This window comes from Rhizobium mongolense USDA 1844 (genome assembly GCF_000419765.1).
In the GTDB taxonomy this organism is placed as follows: domain Bacteria; phylum Pseudomonadota; class Alphaproteobacteria; order Rhizobiales; family Rhizobiaceae; genus Rhizobium; species Rhizobium mongolense.
Genome location: NZ_ATTQ01000003.1, coordinates 207,079 through 227,722, shown reverse-complemented (window position 1 = coordinate 227,722; position 20,644 = coordinate 207,079). Strand labels below are relative to the sequence as shown.

The 20,644-nt window shown below is 61.2% G+C and carries 18 protein-coding genes and 3 pseudogenes; 13 read left to right on the top strand and 8 right to left on the bottom strand.

Annotated features, from left to right (window positions below; translation table 11 throughout):
• Positions 1–333: 333 nt before the first annotated feature.
• The 4 genes and pseudogenes from A3C3_RS0106785 to A3C3_RS43340 all read left to right on the top strand — a co-directional run.
• Positions 334–576, top strand: a complete 243-nt coding sequence (locus tag A3C3_RS0106785; RefSeq protein WP_022713849.1) for a hypothetical protein — start codon at positions 334–336, stop codon at positions 574–576.
• A gap of 630 nt (positions 577–1,206) precedes the next feature.
• Positions 1,207–1,911: a GntR family transcriptional regulator gene (locus tag A3C3_RS0106780; protein WP_028739456.1), complete on the top strand. Its 705-nt coding sequence runs from the start codon at positions 1,207–1,209 to the stop codon at positions 1,909–1,911.
• Between the two features lie 103 nt (positions 1,912–2,014).
• The gene (locus A3C3_RS0106775; protein ID WP_022713847.1) at positions 2,015–2,977 is read left to right on the top strand and encodes a dihydrodipicolinate synthase family protein; all 963 of its coding nucleotides are present in this window, start codon (positions 2,015–2,017) and stop codon (positions 2,975–2,977) included.
• Positions 2,978–3,147: 170 nt separating this feature from the next.
• Positions 3,148–3,706: pseudogene (locus tag A3C3_RS43340) on the top strand (aldehyde dehydrogenase family protein); the annotation flags it as partial.
• A 59-nt stretch (positions 3,707–3,765) separates the two neighbouring features.
• Here the strand turns inward: A3C3_RS43340 and A3C3_RS0106755 are convergent.
• From A3C3_RS0106755 to A3C3_RS0106730, 6 genes are all read right to left on the bottom strand, one after another.
• The gene (locus A3C3_RS0106755; RefSeq protein ID WP_022713844.1) at positions 3,766–4,707 is read right to left on the bottom strand and encodes a sugar phosphate isomerase/epimerase family protein; all 942 of its coding nucleotides are present in this window, start codon (positions 4,705–4,707) and stop codon (positions 3,766–3,768) included.
• 80 nt (positions 4,708–4,787) lie between these two features.
• Positions 4,788–5,960, bottom strand: coding sequence for a Gfo/Idh/MocA family protein (locus tag A3C3_RS0106750; protein ID WP_022713843.1), 1,173 nt, complete (start codon positions 5,958–5,960; stop codon positions 4,788–4,790).
• A gap of 131 nt (positions 5,961–6,091) precedes the next feature.
• Positions 6,092–6,994: a sugar phosphate isomerase/epimerase family protein gene (locus tag A3C3_RS0106745; RefSeq protein ID WP_022713842.1), complete on the bottom strand. Its 903-nt coding sequence runs from the start codon at positions 6,992–6,994 to the stop codon at positions 6,092–6,094.
• A 94-nt stretch (positions 6,995–7,088) separates the two neighbouring features.
• Positions 7,089–7,901 carry an ATP-binding cassette domain-containing protein gene (locus A3C3_RS0106740; protein WP_022713841.1) on the bottom strand — a complete coding sequence of 271 codons (813 nt, stop codon included), beginning with the start codon at positions 7,899–7,901 and terminating at the stop codon, positions 7,089–7,091.
• A gap of 9 nt (positions 7,902–7,910) precedes the next feature.
• Positions 7,911–8,906 (bottom strand): ABC transporter permease, encoded by a 996-nt coding sequence (locus A3C3_RS0106735; RefSeq protein WP_022713840.1) that lies wholly within the window; start codon positions 8,904–8,906, stop codon positions 7,911–7,913.
• An 86-nt stretch (positions 8,907–8,992) separates the two neighbouring features.
• Positions 8,993–9,967: a substrate-binding domain-containing protein gene (locus tag A3C3_RS0106730; RefSeq protein ID WP_022713839.1), complete on the bottom strand. Its 975-nt coding sequence runs from the start codon at positions 9,965–9,967 to the stop codon at positions 8,993–8,995.
• A 162-nt stretch (positions 9,968–10,129) separates the two neighbouring features.
• On the opposite strand from A3C3_RS0106730, the gene A3C3_RS0106725 reads away from it, so the two are divergent.
• Positions 10,130–11,170, top strand: coding sequence for a LacI family DNA-binding transcriptional regulator (locus tag A3C3_RS0106725; protein WP_022713838.1), 1,041 nt, complete (start codon positions 10,130–10,132; stop codon positions 11,168–11,170).
• A 190-nt stretch (positions 11,171–11,360) separates the two neighbouring features.
• On the opposite strand, the gene A3C3_RS48510 is transcribed toward A3C3_RS0106725, so the two are convergent.
• On the bottom strand, positions 11,361–11,732 hold the full coding sequence (locus A3C3_RS48510; RefSeq protein ID WP_022713837.1) for a hypothetical protein: 372 nt from the start codon (positions 11,730–11,732) through the stop codon (positions 11,361–11,363).
• Between the two features lie 140 nt (positions 11,733–11,872).
• Here A3C3_RS48510 and A3C3_RS0106715 point away from each other — a divergent pair, with 140 nt between their 5' ends.
• The gene (locus tag A3C3_RS0106715; protein ID WP_028739455.1) at positions 11,873–12,178 is read left to right on the top strand and encodes a hypothetical protein; all 306 of its coding nucleotides are present in this window, start codon (positions 11,873–11,875) and stop codon (positions 12,176–12,178) included.
• Between the two features lie 300 nt (positions 12,179–12,478).
• Here the strand turns inward: A3C3_RS0106715 and A3C3_RS0106710 are convergent, their stop codons facing one another.
• Positions 12,479–13,270 carry an IclR family transcriptional regulator gene (locus A3C3_RS0106710; RefSeq protein ID WP_022713836.1) on the bottom strand — a complete coding sequence of 264 codons (792 nt, stop codon included), beginning with the start codon at positions 13,268–13,270 and terminating at the stop codon, positions 12,479–12,481.
• Positions 13,271–13,488: 218 nt separating this feature from the next.
• Here A3C3_RS0106710 and A3C3_RS0106705 point away from each other — a divergent pair, with 218 nt between their 5' ends.
• The 7 genes and pseudogenes from A3C3_RS0106705 to A3C3_RS41285 all read left to right on the top strand — a co-directional run.
• Positions 13,489–14,559 (top strand): ABC transporter substrate-binding protein, encoded by a 1,071-nt coding sequence (locus tag A3C3_RS0106705; RefSeq protein WP_028739454.1) that lies wholly within the window; start codon positions 13,489–13,491, stop codon positions 14,557–14,559.
• 21 nt (positions 14,560–14,580) lie between these two features.
• On the top strand, positions 14,581–16,095 hold the full coding sequence (locus A3C3_RS0106700) for a sugar ABC transporter ATP-binding protein (RefSeq protein WP_022713834.1): 1,515 nt from the start codon (positions 14,581–14,583) through the stop codon (positions 16,093–16,095).
• A complete protein-coding gene (locus A3C3_RS0106695) occupies positions 16,092–17,054 on the top strand; it encodes an ABC transporter permease (protein ID WP_022713833.1) in 963 nt (320 codons plus the stop codon). Before A3C3_RS0106700 ends, A3C3_RS0106695 begins: the two co-directional genes overlap by 4 nt.
• On the top strand, positions 17,051–17,992 hold the full coding sequence (locus A3C3_RS0106690; protein WP_028739453.1) for an ABC transporter permease: 942 nt from the start codon (positions 17,051–17,053) through the stop codon (positions 17,990–17,992). Before A3C3_RS0106695 ends, A3C3_RS0106690 begins: the two co-directional genes overlap by 4 nt.
• The gene (locus tag A3C3_RS0106685; RefSeq protein WP_022713831.1) at positions 17,989–18,945 is read left to right on the top strand and encodes an amidohydrolase family protein; all 957 of its coding nucleotides are present in this window, start codon (positions 17,989–17,991) and stop codon (positions 18,943–18,945) included. Before A3C3_RS0106690 ends, A3C3_RS0106685 begins: the two co-directional genes overlap by 4 nt.
• Positions 18,938–20,241: pseudogene (locus A3C3_RS41290) on the top strand (alanine racemase). The gene A3C3_RS0106685 and the pseudogene A3C3_RS41290 overlap by 8 nt, the downstream one beginning before the upstream one ends.
• Before the next feature lie 39 nt (positions 20,242–20,280).
• Positions 20,281–20,623: pseudogene (locus tag A3C3_RS41285) on the top strand (RidA family protein); the annotation flags it as partial.
• Positions 20,624–20,644 lie beyond the last annotated feature (21 nt).

The following is a 20,644-nucleotide window of genomic DNA, read 5'->3' as shown; positions in this document are numbered from 1 at the left end:
TCCGTTTCCTCAGCGGTGTGCTCCTGAACTTCAACCTCCGGCTGATCTCAGATTGAGTTTCAGCCCTTCCGATGGAGGCCGGCATGCTCTTTCTGCGAAGCGGCCTGGGCAGAGACCAGGTCTGAGATATTCAAGTTCGCAGGCCTCGCCCATAGCTTGATTGATTGTCGAGTTCGCGGCCCCCGAGCCGTTCGGCAGCCCGGTTGACTTTCGGCTGGCTTCGTTTGCCTTATGGGGCGTCTAAGCGTACTGTGGTTTATCGGCCCGATAATTCAACGGGTACCTGGGCCGCTTGAGAGACGATCTGCTCTTGCCTGAAACAGGAGAGCTGGCATGTCTCTTTTCGAAACACATCTCTTTACCGATGATCAGAATGAACTCGTAACGTCCGCGGTCGGCCGTTGGTCAGAGAGAAATCATGTCGATGTCAAGAGTGAACACGGCCAGGCCGCGCTGATACAGGCCATTGCCCTCGTCGGTTCTGGCATGAGGTCGCCGGATGACATCGTGGCGAGGCTCGATGAGGTTTGCGCGCCGCCGGCCCCCGAATACCCTAGGTCTCTTGTTGAAGAATAAACGCTAGCGGCGAAGAGGTAGCCCTCCGTCGTATGGCACTAACGTCCTTGGATGATCGCACCGGCGGACAGGGAGCTCATGCCCGTGCTTGCGGATCGAGATAGATAAAGCCGCCCGCCATTGTGCTGAACGGAATCGAGAAGAATGTTGTCGATGTCCAGGACAGATAAGGACGGTCATATCTGAGCGCGGCGGCGGATCGCGTCAGGGGAGGTTTCCCTGGCTGCCGGTCACACGGCCAGGAATCGCAAATATAGTCTGCAGTCTGGTCGGACCTCGTAACGGGTCCTGCGGTCGAGGGATCGCGTGGATAACGTTGGTGAGCGCCCGCGTTTTCACGCTTGAGGCGCGGGAACGGTCTGGCGCTCAATTGCTTCGGGTGACCGAAGCCCGCTTCCGTTTGCTCGCATTTCCGGAACTCCCATGCCGGCGAAACCAGTGCTGCTGCGACGAAGGCCCTTTTGATTTTTGCGACTTATGAAGGCCCATCGCACATTTTGTGCAATATCCGTTCTTGCATCGCAAGCGGACATCGCGGTCTTTGTATTTGCTTGCGTACAAAGCTGCCCTTGACGTTTGCAACGCACCTGAGGTTGAAGCCCTATGGATGAAAGCAACAAGGATCCCGTCATGGACGACGTCGTCTCCACCTCCGTTCCCGAGCGCAAACGCGGCTCCGGCGTGAAAATGGTCTATGAGCTGCTGCGCGACGAGATTCTCGACCTCGTATTGCCGCCCGGCAGTCCTATCGACGAAGTGCAGCTCGCCGAGCGGTTCGGGATGTCGCGCACGCCGATCAGGGAGGCCCTGGTGCGCCTCGCGGGCGAGGGGTTGATCGACACCCTGCCCAACCGGTCCACCATGGTATCGAATATCGATTTCCTCAATCTACACACCTTCTTCGATGCGCTTGTGCTGATGTACCGGGTTACGACGCGGCTTGCGGCGCAGTATCACCGTGCGGAGGACCTTCCAGTCATCCGTGCCCACCAGGCGCGTTTTGCCGCTGCCGTGGAAGCCCAGGATGCACTGGCAATGATTGCCACCAACGCGGCGTTGCATTCGGCGATCGCCGAGGCCGGGCGAAACCCCTATTTCATCAGTCTCTTTAACCGGCTGCTCTCTGAGGGGCGGCGCATCCTGCGGCTCTATTATCAATCCTATGGCGACCGGCTGCCGCAGCAGTTCGTGGATGAGCACGAGGACATGATCGCCGCGATCGAGGCACGGGATATCGAGGCGGCCGACAGGCTGGCCAAGGAGCACGCCGAACAAATCGTCCGGCAGATTCAGACGTTCTTTTCCAGAAATGAGCGGCTTGACATGAAACTCTGACATTGCTGACTTCTTGTCGACAAATAAAATACAACGTGCTATGACACTCCTCGCCGGGAACGACTAGCCATTTCCCGCACGACATTCAGTCATTGGAGCAACCATGAAGGCCAAGATTTTTTCCGGCGTCATCCCGGCGCTGATGACCCCTTGCAATCAAGACCGCACCCCGGACTTCGACGCGCTTGTCCGCAAGGGCAAGGAACTGATCGCTGGCGGCATGTCGGCCGTCGTCTATTGCGGTTCGATGGGCGACTGGCCCCTTTTGACGGACGCCCAGCGCATGGAAGGCGTGGAGCGCCTGGTCAAGGCCGGCGTGCCGGTCATCGTCGGCACCGGTGCCGTCAACACGGCTTGCGCCGTCGCCCATGCGGCGCACGCGCAGAAGATCGGCGCTCAAGGCCTGATGGTCATTCCGCGCGTTCTCTCGCGCGGTTCGGTCATTGCTGCCCAGAAGGGGCATTTCAAGGCGATCCTGTCGGCCGCGCCCGATCTTCCGGCAGTCATCTACAACAGCCCCTATTACGGCTTTGCGACGCGTGCCGACCTCTTCTTTGCATTGCGCGCCGAGCATCCCAATCTGGTCGGCTTCAAGGAGTTCGGTGGTGCCGCCGATATGCGCTACGCCGCCGAAAACATCACCAGTCGCGATGACGACGTCTCGCTGATGATCGGCGTCGACACGGCCGTCTTTCACGGCTTCGTCAATTGCGGCGCCACCGGCGCCATCACCGGCATCGGCAATGTGCTGCCGAAGGAAGTCATCCACCTTTGCAACCTCTCTCAGGCAGCGGCTGCCGGCGATGCAGATGCCCGCCAGCGGGCGCTGGAGCTGGAGCAGGCGCTCGGCGTCCTCTCCTCCTTCGACGAAGGTCCGGATCTGGTGCTGTACTTCAAACACATGATGGTGCTGAAGGGCGACAAGGAATATACGCTCCACTTCAACGAAACGGACGTGCTGACCGACAGCCAGCGTGGCTACGTCGAGGCACAGCTCAAGCTCTTCAACACCTGGTATGCCGAATGGAGCAGGCTGAAGGGCGCCGTGGAAAAATACAAGGCCTGAACGCGACTCGTCGCGACCAGTTACGAAGATGGTGGTGCCCGGAATATTTGATCCGGGCACCGCAATCAGCGGCGACGGCATTCGCAACAGCGGCTTTTCGAGGCCAAGACTTGCCGCGCCAGTCCAGATACGATCCAGCCAAGCTCGACCTCGCAGTGGGAGAGCCGATGATGACATTCAATCCGAAGGGTAGGCATCTGATCGCCGGCGAATGGGTGGAGGGAACCGACCTGTTTGCTTCGCAGCCACCGTGGTCCGTGAGCTATGGCTAATCGGCCCGATCGGAACGCGCTGCATTCTTGCTTGCTATCGCAGACGAGATCGAAAGCCGAACGGACGCAGTCACCGAAATCGGTACGCAGGAGACCGGTCTTCCGTAGCGCGCCTGCAGGGCGAGCGCGGACGAACAACCGGTCAACTCCGGCTCTTTGCCGATCATGTCGAACAAGCGCTTGTCTGGTCTGCCGTTTCGACGCCGCCCTGCCCGAGCGTCAGCCACAGGCGCGTCCGGAGATCCGTCTCATTCAGCGGCCGATCGGCCCGGTCGCCGTATTCGGTGCTTCCAATTTCCTCCTCGCTTTCTTCAACCGCCGGCGGCGATACGGCCGCCGCACTGGCGACCGGGTGCCCGGTCGTGGTCTAGGGCCATTCACCTCATCCGGGCACCCGGTCGTCGCTGAGGCGATCGAAGCCGCGATCCGCAGGATCGGCGTTCACCCTGGTGTCTTTGATCGGGCTCATCTGGTCCTCACAAAATGGCCGGGCCGCGTCAGCAGCCCGGGCCAAAGTCAGCGGCTGATCGTAGCCTGTAGCGCATCGATGGAGGACTGGATGCCGGCGTCGGTGGACATTGTGAAGTCCTCCATCTCGAGACTGACCCAGTCGTTGTAGCCAACCATGCGAACGACGGAGAAGAACTCCTTCCACCACTGCAGATCATGGCCTGCGCCAACGGCGACATAGTTCCAGGTCCGATTGGCGACGTCTGTCACCTCCTTGAGCTCGAGGAGGCCGTTTACGTCGGCCAAACCACGCTCGATGCGCGTGTCCTTGCCATGGCAGTGGTGGATCGCATTGCCCAGCGCGCGGGCGGAAGCGATCGGATCGGCGCCCATCCACATCAAATGCGACGGGTCGAGGTTCATGCCGACCATCGGACCGACTTCGTTTCGCAGGCGGAAAAGCGTCTCGGGATTCCAGACCAGCATGGCCGAGAAATTTTCGAGCGCGTATTTTTCGACGCCGGCCTCCTTGGCCAGCTTCACCAGATCGTGCCACAGCGGAAAAGCCCGGTCCTCCCACTGATACCGGTCGCGCTCCGGCATCTCATTTGGCCAGCTCTTGGTATAGACAAGCCAGTTCGGAACCGTATCGCCAGGGGCTGCTTCGGGCAGACCGGACATGGTGACGATCGTCTTCACGCCGATTTCGCCGGCGAGACGGATGGTGTCTTCCATTTCATTGCGGTGACGCTTGCCCATATCGCCTGGATCAAGCGGGTTGGCCGAGCAATTCAGGGCGGCAATTTCCAACCCGCGGGCTTCGATTTCCTTGAGCTTGGACTTGAGATGGCCCTTGTCGGCCAGGAGCTCGTCGGCGCGGAAGTGAGGTCCGCGCGACCATCCCCCGCCAGTCATCTCGATGCCCTCGACACCGAGTTTCACGCATTTGTCGAGCATATCAGTGAAGGAGAGACCGCCCATCACGTCCGTGCAGATCGAAAGTTTCATCGTTTTATCTTTCCAAAAAAGGGGTGTTGGGGACGCGCTTGGGAGGAGGATGGAGGAGATCCAGCGCGCCCCCAGTCCGGTCACTTGAAGTCGACCCAGGCCGAGCCTGCGTCGGCAGAGCGGACGCAGTTCTCCAACCAGCGCACGCCTTCCGTGCCGGCTTCGATGCCGGGATAGTGATGGCTCTTGAGGAACGAGTTGTCGCCACGGCGCTTTGCATCGATTGCTTGTGCGATCCAGAGATAGATGTTCGACCAGCTATCGCCGAGACCTTCGGTGTGCAGCGCGCCCATGCGATCGCAGGCAAGGCTTTCCTCTTCGAGGTAGGGCATGCCGTGGTGCAGGGTGCGGTTCGGTTCGCCCTGAACTTCATAGATCAGTTGGTCAGGGTGGGCGTCGGACCATTCGATTGAGGCCTTGGAGCCGACGAAGCGATAGCGCTGTGATCCCATATTGCCCGCGTTCACAGAAGACACCCAGAGGCGGCCCCGCGCGCCGTTGTCATAGTGCATCAGAACGGTCGCGTGATCTTCGAGTGGCGCGCGCGTTGGGATGAAGGCCTTCCGATCGCAAAGCAGCTTTTCGATCTTCATATGCGGCAGCACGACTTCTGACAGGTAGTAGAGATGCGTGCCGATATCGCCCAAGACAAAGGTGGGGCCTGCGGTTTTGGGATTCGTGCGCCATTTTACGGCCTCGCCTGCGCCGACATCGTCGCCCGCGTTGAAGCCGTGGGTGTACTGCAGGTCGACGATGCGAACATCGCCTAGCATGCCTTTTTTGACCATGGCGGCCATCTGATGCACCAGCGGATGGCCGGTGAACCCATAGGTCACACCGACGATCAGGCCCTTCTCCTCAGCCAGCCTGGCGACTTCGTCGCATTCAGCGACGGTGAAGAACAGCGGCTTTTCGCAGATTACATGCAGCCCCGCCTCCAGGCAGGCCTTGGTGATCTCGAAATGGGTGAAGTTCGGCGTTGCGATCGAGACGACCTCGACCCCATCCTCACGTGCCCTTTCCTTGACGATCAGCTCCTTGTAGTTCGCGTAGCAGCGATCTTCGGCCACTCCCAGCTTGGTCCCGAAATCGCGTCCGCGCGCTGCATCGAGATCGAATGCACCAGCAAGCAGCCGGTAAGTACCGTCCCTGAGTGCGCCCGTGCGGTGCTTGTAGCCCACCTGGCCAGTACGGCCGCCGCCGACCATGCCCCAGCGCAAGGGGTGAGTTATGGTTCTTTCTCCGTTTATCATGCTCGTTTCTCCTCCGGCACCGTGCCGGTTAAGCAAAGCTCCGCCCTGCGGCGGGAACCCCGTCGCCTGCGTCGCTCTTTTGTTGAAGTGTCCGTACCCTAGTTCATGCAGGCTTCTTCAGCCCGACGGTCCTATTTCTTCCAATACCTGTCCACGTAACGCTGCATCTCGGAGCGCATGAAGCGCCCGGATTCGTCAGCCTTGTCCTCCCAGGCAAAGACGCAGGCCGTCATGATCCCGTCAAAGCCCGCTTCGGCCAGGGTGCCGAAGAAATCATCCCACGGAACTTCGCCCTGGCCGATGTTCAGATGCTGGTGAATGCGGGCATTGGTGCCGGGAGGATTCAGGATGTAACGGAGACCCGATGACGCCTTGTGATTGAAGGTATCGCCGACGTGGACGTGGGCGAGAACGTCCTTCGCCTCGCGCAGCATCGCCTTGGTATCGTCGCCGAAGTAGAACGTATGCGGCGCGCAATAGAGGAACTTGACGTTCTTGGAGTTGACCGTCCGGATGATGTCGAGGGCCGGCTGCAGCGTCTCGCACCAGTCTTCCGGATGCGGCTCGACATGGAGGTTGATGCCTTCGCGTTCGAAGATCGGAACGAGTTCCTCCATCGATCGCCACCAGGCGTCCTCGCATGCCTCGATCATCGATCCGGTGTGGCAGCAGTAGCAGGAGCCCTTGTCCGGATGCGGTCCCCGACCGAATTCGGAGTTCATCGTGTCGACGCCGAGTTCGACGCAGATCTCGACGGCACGCTTCCAGTGTTTAACTGCGGCCTGCCGCTCTGCCTCGTCGTTGGACGCCCAGCGATACATGGGCAGAAGAGACGCGATGCCGACATTGGCGTCTGAAAGCGCCTTCTTGAAAGCCTTGACCCGCGATGGGAAAACACGCGGCGCCTTGAACCATTCAAGGAAATCCGCCCGCGGGCTGAGTTCGATCCACTCATAGCCGAGTTCGGCGACTTTCGAGGGGAGCTGCTCGAGGGAAAGGTGGCGATGCATAAAGGGGTCGAGCGCGATTTTCATGACTTGTCACCCAGAAGATTGTTGCACTTGGAGGCCCCACCCGCCGCGGCGGATGAGCCGATGTCGTTGTCTTGTCGTGTCCGACCGGCGCCGGTCAGACCGCTATGGGTTGTCCGCTATTGGCGGACGAGTGAGCTTCGATCTCAGCCTCAAGTTCGGCCATCGCCTCGCCGCCAGCCATGAGGTCGGTGATCTCCTCTCGGGTCTTCTCGCCTTTGCGGAAATCAGCAGCTTTCTCGCCCTTGATCAGGACGGCGAAGTGGTCGCCAACGGTCATTGCATGGATGACGTTGTGGGTGATGAAGATCACTGCCAGGCCGCGACGCCGCGCCTCGAGCACAATGCGCAGAACGTGCGCGGCCTCCTTGACGCCGAGCGCCGCCGTCGGCTCGTCGAGAATGAGCACCCTCGCCCCGAAATGGACCGCGCGTGCGATGGCCAGCGATTGTCGTTCACCGCCAGACAACCCGCCAATCAGGCGGTCTCCGTCGTCGATACGCGTGATGCCGAATTCCCGGACGGCCTTCACCGCGATCTCGTTAGCCTTCTTGCGATCGTAGATCTTGAAGGGGCCGAAGCCCTTGGTCGGCTCCCGGCCGACGAAGAATGAACGGCCGATGCTCATAAGGGGGAAGGTACCGCCGAACTGGTGGACTGTCGCAATGCCCATATCGGCGGCTTCGCGCGGATTGTTGAACGCAACGGCCTTTCCTTCGAACTTCACCATGCCGCTCGTCGGCTTGTAAACGCCGGCGAAGGTCTTGATGAGCGTGGACTTGCCTGCACCGTTGTCGCCGAGCAGACATAGGACTTCGCCTGGATGAACCCTCAGCGTGATGTTGTGCAGGACGTCGATCGGACCGAAGGACTTATTGACGTTCTCAAGCTCGAGAATTGGCGTTTTCATATCTTGTCCTCACTTCTTCTTCGGCGAGTAGGTCAGGGCCATGTGACGGAACGTGTTGTTCATCAATACGGCAATCAGAAGCATCACGCCGATGATCAAGCTCGACCAGTTGCGGTCGAAGGTGGTGAAGTAGATGCCCTGATTCACGACCGCGAAGGTGATCGTGCCGAAGAAGATGCCGATTATGGATCCGAAGCCTCCGGTCAGCAGCACACCACCCACGACCACCGAGATGATTGCGTTGAAGATGAAGGTCATCCCGCCGGAGACCTGCGCCGAGTTGAAGAGGATCGCCTGACACATTCCAACGAACGACGCGCTCGTGGAGGAGAGAACGAACAGGATGACCGTGAGCCCCGCCGTCGGAATGCCGGCGTTACGGGCGCTGACCCTGTCTCCGCCCATCGCGAAGATCCAGTTCCCATAGGGAGACAGATGGATGAAGAAAACGAAGAGGGTGGTAATTGCAATCCACCAAATGATGATCACCTGGAAGGAGCCGAACAGGAACTGACCAAAGAGGAACTTTGCCCATGGATCCGCCGTCAAGGGAACGCTAGTGGTTCCTGTTACGAGGACCGATACGCCGAGCATCAGGCCCTGGACCGCGAACAGCGTGCCGAGCGTGACAATCAGTGAGGGAACCGCGGTTCGTACGACAAGATAGCCATTCACTAGGCCCACTATGAGCCCTATGCCGATCGAGCCGAGCATGCCAACCCAGATCGGGAGGCCATAGAAGCCGGCGATGATTGCGATGGTCATCGATCCTGCGGGGATCATGGCCCCGATCGAAATGTCGAGGTCCCCCGCGATCATCAACAGTCCGATCGGCAGGGCGACGATGCCGAGATTGGCGGCGACGTTCAGCCAGCTCGCTGCTCCGGCCGGTTCGAGAAACTTGGTGCTTCCAAAGATGATGAAGAACGCAAGCACCCCGACGAGCCCGAGGAACGCGCCCGCCTCGGGGCGCCGCAAGAGGTTGCCTACTGACAGAGTGTTCATGTGCAAAATCCTAACAAGGCTTCGAACCGAAGCGCCGTCGTCTTCGACCCGCAGCGGTCCTGCGGGTCGAGCTTGACGAGAACCGATTATCGGGCGCCGCTTTTGACGCCGGCCATGGTCGCATCGATGTTGGATGCGTCGACGATTCCTGGGCCGGTGAGGACCGGCGCGGTCGGAAGGTTCGTTCCATAGTCGAGGTGCGACGCCAGCAGCGTCACACTGAGGATCGACTGCAGATACGGCTGCTGATCGATGGCGAAGGTCTGCGTGCCATCCTTGATGCGGGCCAAGCCCGACGCGTTAAGATCGAAGGTACCATGCGATACCTTGCCGACCTTTCCCGCCTGGTTGATCCCGCTTGCGGCTGCATCGGCATCTGTCGCGCTGACGTTGATGATACCGTCAATGCTGTCGTCCTGGATTAGCGTGGCCTTCACCGCCTCCGCGATGGCCGTTTGATCCCCGAAGCTCGTCGCAGGAAGGGGAAGCTGCTTGCCCTGTCCACCTTTCGCAGTGATGCCGTCGATCACTCCTTTGCAGCGGGCTTCCTGATTGGCGGCGCCGGGAACCGTGTTGACGCAAATGACATTTTTTGCGCCTTTCGATCCGAGATATTCACCGCCTGCCTTGCCTGCCACGTACTCATCGGAGCCAACATAGTTGATCGCGCCTAGCTCACGCGCCTTTTCAATGTTGCCGGCATTCATAAGAATGACTTTGATCCCCGCCTGGACCGCAGCCTTGATCGCCTCGTCCTCAGCTTCCGGAACCCAGTCCGGCACAACGATACCCGTCACGCCCTGGCTCATTGCAGTGCGAACGAGCTGCGCGGCGTCAGGACCAAGATTGTCGTAGGTTTGAAGCTGAAGGTAGCTGACCGAGCCGCCGTTCTTTTCGACAACCAGACGAGCATCATCCACGCCCTTCTTGATCCGGCTCCAGAACTCATCGTCTGTCTTCCCGCCGACGACTGCGATGTTTGCGGCTTCGACGCAAGTCGCACCAAGCATGATTGCGGACGTCGCAAGAACTGCGGCGGCAATGCGCTTCAATCGTTTCATGTCATTCCTCCCATTCGCATCACCGCTCTCTGCGACAATGCATCAACTAATGCGCCATAATTTGTAGCGCTTGAAATGCCAATGCAAAACGATAATAGTTCGAAGTAAGACATTTTCTGCCAAGAGCGGCATTTCATAAATGAAACAAAGAGCGAGCCTTCGATGAGCAAGCCTACGATAGCCCAACTCGCCCAGACCGCAGGTCTGAGCGTTTCTACAGTCAACCGGCTCCTACATGGGACTGGCGCCGTTAGACCTGAGACGATCGAGCGCGTTCTGGATGCGGCAGGCGAGATCGGATTTTACGGCCTTGGAGCCCTGCGCGAACGCAAGCGGGAAAATCTGACACATAGAAAGCTCGGCTTCCTCATGCAGCAGTCGCATAGGCCGCTCTACAAGATGTGGGCAGATGCGATTGTTGCGGCCTCATCCCGGCGGGCGGATGTTGTCATTGAGCCAGACGTAGTCTTCGAGGACGACCTTTCCCCCGAGGCAGTCGCTGCCAATCTCCGCAGGATGGGCGAAACGAGCGATGCCATTGCGGTTGTCACTGCCGACCACCCAGTGGTCAGTCAGGCGATCGATGAGCTGCGGTCGCGCGGCGTTCCGGTGATTGCTTATGTCACGGATCTATCAGCTGCCAGTCGCGCGGGCTTTGTCGGCACCGATAATTGGAAGCGGGGTCGCACCGCTGCCTGGTTCATCAGCCAGACGGCGACGGGACCAGGCAAAGTCATTCCCTTGATCGGAAGCAACCGTTATCAGTGTCAGGATATTTCAGATGCAAGCTTCCGCTCTTACATGAGAGAATACGCACAGGACTTCCACGTCAGCGAAACCTTTTTGACCCATGAGGAACCGGAGAATGCCTATGCGATCGTCCGCAAGCTGATCGCTGAGGAGCCGGATATCAAGGGAATATTCGTCAACGGTGGCGGAATTTCGGGTGTCCTGCGCGCCGTGCGAGAGCAATCCCCGGAACGCCAGCGCGAGGTCCGTATCGTATGTAGCGACGTCGGACCGGAAACGCGCAGAGGTTTGACCGAAGGGCTCATAACCGCATCACTGTGCCATCCGCTGGACAGAATGCCAGAAGAACTGCTCGATGTTATGCTGCGGTTGATCGAGCGCAAAGATACACCGTCAGTCGAGCAACGGATCGTGCCGTTTGAGATTCTTACACCTGAAAGCATTTGGACCTGAGGGGCTTCGCCTCACCTTTGCCGACGGCTACCGCTTCCAGAGCGGCCGCCGGCCCGGGAAGATCGCCGATTCACGCAGGGAGGCGCTTTGTTGACGCGTTTCAATGCGACCGGCAAATAGGCTTTCCGGGAGGCCAGTACATCATTGTCTTACCCGAGCTTGATCTCGTCGAAACCGAAAAATTCCAGGACTACGGGATAAAGCGCCTTGCGAGTATGGCGGCATCGAACGTTGTTTTCTGAAAAACCCGATCTCGCTCGCCAGCGTCCAGAGCTTCCCGCAGGATTGCCTCCAAGGAGGTACCGGTCGGCACCTTTTCGACATCGATGCCAACCAGTCTTGCTTCGTCAGCAACGACGAGGCAGACACATTTCCCGTACGAGTGGCTAATCGAGCCGGAACCCCACTTTCCGATGGCTATCGAAGCACTCGGTTGATGCAATCTTTCCAGTGCGGCGCGAGAAAGAATACGACCGGCAAGGAATTCGATCTGGCGTTTTGGAACCGCGTTGATCAGCGTCCGAGGGACGTCGATATCGTATGTCTCGAAGAGCGATGGCATATATGCATGAACGTCGTAATGTGCTTGCGCCAGTCGGCCTGCAGCTCGGCACCAACGGCGACCCTTGTGAAAAGTTTGAGTTGACCGCTTTTAATGGCGAGGCGACATTCTGAACCTGTAGCGAGCCAGGAGGAAAAACGATGGACGAGCCAGACCGTTGGCGCCATATGGCAAGCGCACCGAAAGACGGCAGTCGAATCCTCGTCACGATCCGACCGTCCGAACAGGGTCCGGCGGAAGTTGACCTCGCCTATTGGTCGAATGGCGATCAGTTCGGCGGAGAAGGTTGGCGTGCGTCTGATTCCTCGCCCGGGCAGATCATCGGATATGCCGAACCGGAATTGAAGTGTTGGATGCCGATGCCCTCGGCCAACCTCGGTCGCACCTCGATGCCCTTGCCCTGGGAAGGCGACGACGACGAGAACTTCGACGGGTCAGGGATTTAAAAACGCGCCGGAATCAGGGTTCGTCGCGTCGCAATTAGCGGGGCTACAGGTATCGGCGCTTCCCAGCTGCGGCATCGAAACAGAGATATGCTATCCGCTTTGCGGCAATGGCCTACGGCGACCGAGCAGGCCGCCCGGAAAGTAGCAAGGACCGGGTGGGCCTGAGTGCGCTCCCAGTCGTCATCTCTGCTTCGGATGGATTTGCGCCACCTCGCGCGCCGACGGTTCGCTAGTCGGTCATACCAGCGGAAGGAATGAAGTTTCCTTGGTGAAAAACCAACGCCTTCGCGCCATCGAGTTCTACGGCCAGCTTCGTTTTGGTCGCATTGGGGATTGATCTAGGCTCGCGGCAGCCTTCTTCAGGCAGTCGAGATAATGGTCCCGGTTCGCAAGGCCGTCGTCGCGCGGCGTGACGAGGCAGAGCGTTGCGGCTGCATGACCTTCTTCGCCCCGCACCGGTACGGCAAAACAGTGGGTGAAGCTGTCGACGATGCTGTTGAACGTGAAGAGACCTTCACGCTCGGCCTGGCGCACCTCGGCGATGAAGGTTTGCGGATCGAGCCACTCGCCCGTCGGCAGGCGGAAATCCTGCGGCGGAATGAAGTTCAGGATTTCCTGATCCGACAGGTTCGCGACGAGCAGGCGGCCCGACGCCGTCCATGGTATCGGCACCGACTGCCCGACATCCGTAGAAATGCGGAATGGGCGTGCGCCTTCGCGCATGCGAACGACCGTGTATTTGTTGCCATCCAGCATGCAGAACTGCGCCGTCTCCCGCGTCTCGTCGGCAAGCTGTTCCAACGCCGCCTCGCATTCGCGGGTGAAATCGAAATGGTTCTCATAGGCGGCGCCGAGGAAATACAGCTTGCGGCCGAGATAGACACGCCCTTCGCCGCCCGTGAATTCCAGAATGCCATTCTGCAGCAGCAGGTTGACGAGCTCGTAAACCGATGAGCGCGGCGCGCCGATCTGCGTGGCGATTTCATTCGGCTTCAGGGCCTGCCGCTTCTGGCGCAGGAACTCGAGGATCTCGAAGGCGCGGTCGAGCCCTCGGGCGCGCTTGCCGGCTGCTTCGTCCTGAACTGCATCCATTGCTGTCGATCCTTTTTTGTCCGGCCGAGCTTTTCAAGCCGTCTGCCGCATCTGTCAATCGATCCCGTCATTCATCGCGAATGAAATTTTCCCACCCCTCTTGCGAGGTAAAAAAATCGGCATAAGATCACTTCGTCCGGTATATAGATCACATGTACGGTATATTGGACATCGATGGCAAACCGTCAACGCCGCCGTACACAAAAAAGGGGATCGACATGAACAAACTTGAAAATGGCATTTGCGCTTCGCGACGCCGCCGCCTTCTTGCGGGTGCCGCCGCCGCAACAGCGCTCCTCGTCTTTTCGGCCGGCACGGCCTCAGCCGCCGCCAATTGCATCAAGGGTGACAGGAAGGCGCCCTATACGATCGGCTGGGCGAACATCTATTCGGTGCCGACCTGGATGAAGCAGACCGAAGGCACCATCACGGCTGAAGTGGAGGAGCTGAAGAAGGCTGGCCTCGTGAAGGACTTGATGATTACGGACGCGCAGGGCAACGCCCAGACGCAGATCCAGCATATCCAGTCGATGATCGATGCCAATGTCGACGCCATCGTCGTGATCGCCGGTTCCTCCAATGCGCTCGACCGCGTCATTTCCGATGCCTGCGACAAGGGCATCGCCGTCGTGAATTTCGACAGCCTCGTCAACACCGACAAGGTGACTGCGAAAATCAATACCGATTCCAACGAATGGGGCGCGACCGCTGCCAAGTGGATGGTCAGCCAGCTCGGCGGCAAGGGCAAGATCATCATCATGAACGGCCCGGCCGGCATTTCGGTGAGCGACGACCGCCGCAAGGGTGCCCAGCCGGTCCTCGATGCCAATCCCGGTCTCCAGGTGATCACCGAGACGAACACGGAATATAACGTCGCGCCGGCACAGGAAGCGATGACCAGCCTGCTCTTCGCCAATCCCGAAATCGACGGCGTGCTGTCGCTCGGCGGCGCCCTATCGGCCGGCTCCGTCCTCGCCTTCGACCGCCAGGGCCGCGACCAGGTGCCGACAACAGGCGAAAACGCCCGGCAGTTCCTGGAGCTCTGGAAGGAGAAGGGACTGAAGAGCTGGGCGACCATGCAGCCCAACTGGCTCGGCGCACTTTCCGTTTACACGGCTGTACAGGCGCTGGAAGGCAAGGACGTTCCGGCATTCGTCAAGGTGCCGCTGCCTGTCATCGACGACAGTACGATCGGCAGCTACCTCGCACGGGCCGACAAGTTCCCGGCTGACGGCTATATCTACTCGGACTACGACAAGGCGCTCTTCGACAAGCTGCTTGCCAAGTAATCCGCGTTGAGGGAAGCCGTCATGACGGAAGAAAGACCCCTGCTGGAAGCCAGGCAGGTGTTCAGGGGATTTTTCGGCAATCCCGTTTTGAAGGGCGTCGATATCGCCCTTCTGCCGGGCAGGGTTCACGCCCTGCTCGGCGAAAACGGCGCCGGCAAGTCCACGCTGATCAATCTCCTGTCCGGCGCTCTCCAGCCGGACGGTGGTTCCATCCTTGTCGACGGCAAGTCCGTCGGGCGCTTCAGCCCGGCGGCTGCGCGCGCGGCGGGTATCGCCGTGGTTCAGCAGGAGCTGAGCCTCACGGCCAGTCTCTCGATTGCCGAAAACATCGGGGTCGGCGCGTTTCCGCGCCGGTTCGGTCTCATCGATTACAGAGCGCTCCATCGCGGCGTTCGGGATGTCTGCGACATGGTGGGGCTCACCGAGCCGCTCGACATGCCGATCGCCGATCTCGCGCTTGGACGCCGTCAGATGGTGGAAATCGCCAAGGCGCTGTTCCGGAAGCCACGCGTGCTTATTCTGGACGAGCCGACTTCGTCGCTCTCCGCTCACGAAGCCGGCATCCTTGCCCGCCTGATCGAGACGCTGAGGGACCGCGGCACGGCACTTCTATATATTTCCCACCGCCTCAATGAGGTGCAGGCGCTCTGCTCGCATGTCACGGTGCTGAAGGACGGCTTGGTCACCGCGGACCAGTCGCTGTCCGGCATCGACGGCGAAGGCCTGGTGCGCCTCATGGTCGGCCGCGAGACCGGGGACCTGTTCCCGCCGCGCCTGGCCGCAGCACCCGGCGCGATGCGCATCAGCGTCGAAGGCTTTTCCGCCGGCATGGTGCGTGACGTAGGCTTCTGCGCCCGCGCCGGCGAGATCGTCGGCATCGGCGGGCTCGTGGGACAAGGACAGGAAGACCTGCTGCTTGGCCTCTACGGCGCAATTCCGGCCGCGGCTTCCAGAGCGCAGGTATCAGGCAAATCCGGCCTGCCCGCCCATGTCGGCGAGGCGAATGCCGCGGGCATCGCCTATGTCCCGGCCGACCGCAAGCACGAAGGGCTGGTGCTGCCCCATTCCATCGCGTCCAATCTCATCCTGCCCTCGCTTGGACGGCTCGCCGGCAAGGGGCTGCGCGACCGGCAGGCGGAATGCGGCCTGGTCGCCGATCTCGCACGCCGGCTGACGATCAAGGGCGATACGGACCGCCCGGTGCAGGCGCTTTCCGGCGGCAATCAGCAGAAGGTGGCGCTCGCCAAATGGCTGCCGCTCGATCCCTCCGTTCTCCTCCTCAACGATCCGACGCGCGGCGTCGACATCGAGACCAAGCGGGAAATCTATCTCATGCTGCGTGCCTTCGCCGCCGAGGGGCGGCTCGTCATTCTGGCCAGTTCCGATACGCCGGAGCTCGTGCATCTCTGCGATCGTGTCGTGGTTCTGCGCGAGGGGCTCGTTGCGGCGGTGCTGTCGCAAGATGAAATCAGCGAAGGAGCGATCGTCGGCGCGGCCATGGGCATCACCACCACGACGCAGGGAGCGGCGGCATGAGCACAAGTTCGTCATCCCGGCTCTACGGCTCGATCCAGCTTCGCCGCAACCGCGGCCTTGCCGGCCTCTATCTGGTTGTCGCCGCCTTTCTCATCCTCTATGCGCTGCTCTTTCCCGGCATCCTTTCCATCGGCGGCTTCTCGAAGTTCACGCAGAACTGGTTCCCGCTCGCGCTCGTCACCATGGCGCAGGCGCTTCTCATGCTGAACGGTGGCATCACCCTAGCGATCGGCCCGCTCGTCAGCCTTGGAGCCGTGATTGCCGCGACGACAATGGAAGGAGCGCTCGGCGTGCCGGGCGGCATTCTTGCGGTCGCACTCGCCGGTCTTTCGATCGGCGCCGTCATCGGTGCCATCGTGACGCATCTGAGGCTGCCTGCGATCATCGTCACGCTCGCCGGCTCCTTCATCATCGGCGGGGTCGCACTCATCCTGCTGCCGCGGCCGGGCGGGTTCATTCCCGATTGGCTGTCGACGACGCTGGCCGGCCACACACCCGCCGCCTTCCTGCTGTTCGTCGTCATCCTGGCGCTCTGGAAGGCGTTTCTCGCAACGCCGCTCGGCCTCGGCATCTACGCGGCTGGCGACAATCCGGTCGGCGCATTCCGCTCCGGCGTCCCGGTCGAACGGGTAAAAGTCGTCGCCTTCGCGCTGTCCGGTCTTCTCGCAGCACTGAGCGGTCTCTTCGTCGCTGCCCAGACCGGCTCGGGTGATCCTGTTATCGGTACGCCTTTCACGCTGAATTCGATCGCCGCCGCCGTGCTCGGCGGAGTGGGTTTCCTTGGCGGCAAGGGCACGATGCGCGGCGCGATCTGCGGCAGCCTGCTGCTCTCGGTCATGATCAACGTCATGTTCTTCCTGGGCTTCCCGCCGGTTGCGCAATATGTCGCGCAGGGCCTGATCATCGTCGGCGCGGTCGCCGTTCCGGAACTTCTCGCGCAATGGAGGGCAAGGCGATGAACACGATCAGGTCCGCGTTCCGCAATCCGCCGCTCCTGACCTTCCTTCTGGTCGCACTCGTCTGGATCGTCGCAAGCTTTACGCTGCGTGGTTTCGGCGCCTATGGCCACCTGCGCTACCTGCTCGAACTCGCCGCGGTGATCGGCATTGCGGCTGCCGGGCAGACCCTCGTCATCCTTATGGGCGGCATCGATCTTTCCGTCGGCGCGGTCATCACCGTCACGGCGATCCTGCTGCCGCTTATTTCGCCGGCCTGGGACCCGACCGGCCTCGTCGGCATCGCTGCGGCCCTCGTCATCGCCACCAGCATCGGCCTCATGAACGGCGCGGGTGCTGCCTGTCTTCGCGTGCCGCCGATCATCATGACGCTTGCCATGGCGACCTTCCTGCAGGGCTTGCTCGTGATTGTCGCCGGCGGCAGCGCGGTCACCGTCAGCAACCCGGCGGTCATTCTGCTCGGGCAGGCGCGGCCGCTCGGCATTCCGGCCGGCATCATTTTGTGGCTCGTCGTCTCGATCGTCATCCTCCTGCTCGTCCATCGCATGCCGATCGGCGCGCGTTTCCTGGCGCTTGGGGCAAATCCGCTGGCTGCCCGGCTTTCCGGCGTCAGCGTCATCCGCAACACGCTGATCGTCCATACTCTGTCGGGTTTTTTCGCAGGGCTTGCGGGCATTCTCGTGCTGGGCATGAACCGGCAAGGCTATGTCGGCATCGGCGACCCCTATCTGCTGACGTCGATCGCCGCCGTCGTGCTTGGCGGCACCTCCATCCTTGGCGGCCGCGGCACCTATGCCGGGACCATTCCGGGGGCAATCCTGCTCGTCACGACGACGGCGCTGATCACTGTGGTCAACGCCTCGCCCGGCTGGCGGTCGATCATGTTCGGCACGCTGATCCTTGCACTGCTGCTCGTTTCCGGCCGCGAGGCGCGCAGATGACGAGGCGCTACGAAGGGCCGGTGATCGACCCGCACCATCATCTCTGGGACCTTGGGCTGCAACGTCATCCCTGGCTTCAGAAGGCGCGAGCTTCCGGCGAGGAGATGGTTTTCGGAAGCTTCGCGCCGATCCTGCGCGACTACGGCATCGACGATTATCGCGCCGATGCCGCGCGCCAGAACGTCGTTGCAACGGTCCATGTGGAGGCCGGCTGGTCCGATGCGCACCCGCTGGAAGAAAGCCGCTGGCTGGATGGCCTCGACCGCAGCTCCGGCGTCGCGCATCGCTATATCGCGCGCGTTCCTCTCGACGGGCCGGATGCCATACGCTTGCTCGAGGCGGAAGCGGCAAACCCGAATGTCGTCGGCATCCGTGATATCGTCAGCTGGCATCCGGAAGCGGTAAAGAGTTTTGCTCCGCGCCCGAACCGCATGGGCGATCCCGCCTGGCGGGCGGGGCTTGCCGAGGCCACGCGGCTCGGGCTGGTCTTCGATCTGATGCTATATCCCTGGCAGATGAGCGAGGCGCTTGAGCTCGTACAGGCTTTTCCGGAAACGCTTTTCGTGCTCAACCACGGCGGCAGCCCCACTGATCGGACGGAGGACGGCATGGCGCTCTGGCGCCGCGGACTGCGGGCGCTCGGTAGCGAGCCGAACGTGCGCCTGAAGATTTCCGACCTCGTCGCCTACGACAACGAATGGACGCTCGAAAGCCTGCGGCCGGTGATCGAGCATTGCCTCGATTGTTTTGGCCCGGCGCGCTCCATGTTCGCGAGCGACTTTCCGGTCGCGGGACTGCACGCCTCTTTCGACGGGGTTTATCAGGTTTTCCGCACGGTCGCCTCGCAGCTGTCTCTCGAGGAGCAGCGCGCCCTGTTCTTTGCCACTGCCAATGACACCTATCGCCTCGGCATCGCCGATCCGGTCGAGATCAGGAGGGGCTGCCATGTCTGACCTTCATACCGCGACGGAAAACGTCTTGATCGACGAGCGGGTGCGCGGCTTTCCGCCAGGCAATCCGCCGCTCCCGCTTGCTGCAATCGGCAAGCAGGGATGGAAACCCTATGACGGCAGGATGGCCCTGCCGCTGATCTCGCTCGACCGGCAGGCCTTCGCCTGTAATGTCGAACTGATGATGGCCTATGTGAAGAGCCACGGCGCCGAAATCGCTCCGCACGCCAAGACGCCGATGTCGACGGCGCTGTCAGAGGCGCTTCTGGCGGCAGGCGCCTGGGGCACAACGGTCGCCGACATCCGCCAGGCCGCCGTCCTGCTCAAGGCGGGACAGCGCCGCCTGATCCTTGCCAACGAGATCGGCGGGACCGCTGCCGCCCGCCGGCTTGCGGCCCTGCTCGCCGATTATCCAGATGCGGAACTCTATGTCTTCGTGGATTCGACAGCGCTCGTCGATGCTCTTCACTCAGCCTGGCAGCAGCGTGCAGATCTGCCGCCCCTTGGTTTGCTGGTGGAGTTCGGCGCCGGCCGCGCCGGTGTTCGCAGCGCCGCCGTCGCCGAGGCAATCCTCTACGCGATCCTTGCGGTGGAGACGCCGACCTTCCAGCTGACCGGCATCGCCGCCTATGAGGGTGCGGCCGCGACCGCCGATGCGGAAGAGACGATGCTTCGCATCGACGCGCTGATGGCGGTGACGGCGGATTTCCTGCCGAAGGTGCGCGCCCGCATAGGCGGCGCGCGGCCGCTCCTCGTCACGGCTGGCGGCTCGGTCTTTTTCGACGTGGTGGTTGCACGGCTTTCAGCCGCCGTTGCGGCCGATCCCGCCTGCCGGCTCGTGCTGCGTAGCGGCGCGATCTTCTTCCACGATCACGGCATCTACGAGCGTGGCCTTGCCGGCCTCGATGCGCGCGGCGGTTTCCGCATCGGCGGCGAAACGGTTTCGGCGGCCGCAGGTTTCCGTCCGGCGCTGCGGGTCTGGGCCGAGGTCTTGTCGCGGCCGCAAGCGCAGCTTGCGATCTGCGGCATGGGCATGCGCGACGTGGCGATGGACCAGGGTCTGCCGCGGCCGCTGGCGCTCTATCGCAATGGTGCGTATCTCGCCGATCTCAGCGGCGCCGAAGTTTTCCGCCTCAACGATCAGCATGCCTTCGTCGCCATTGCCGACAATAGCGACGTCGCGGTGGGCGACGTCATCGAGTATGGCATCCCTGCACCTGCTTTGACCGGCATGCCATCCTCTACGGGCTCGACCCGGACCATTCGGTGACGGCGGCCTATCTGACCAGCTTCGGCTGAGCACTCTCCCTCCAAAAGCAAGAAAAGGAAAACCCGCCCATGATCCAGCGTTATCAGAAGGGTTCGCGCATGAGCCAGGCCGTCAGCTACGGCGGTCTCGTCTATATTGCCGGCCAGGTCGCAGAAAATCGTAAGGCGGGCATTGAGGACCAGACCCGCGATGTGCTCGGCAAGATCGATGCCCTCTTGAACGAAGCAGGTAATCGACCGCTCGCACCTCATCGCCGTCAACGTCTTCCTGCCGGCGATCGTCGATTTCGATGCGATGAACAGCGTCTATGATGGCTGGATCGACGTCGAAAACCCGCCGGCCCGCGCCTGCCTTAAGGCACGCCTCGCCGATCCTGATCTGCGCGTCGAAATGACCGCGGTCGCCGCTCTGACGGCACCGCAACCGCCCGCA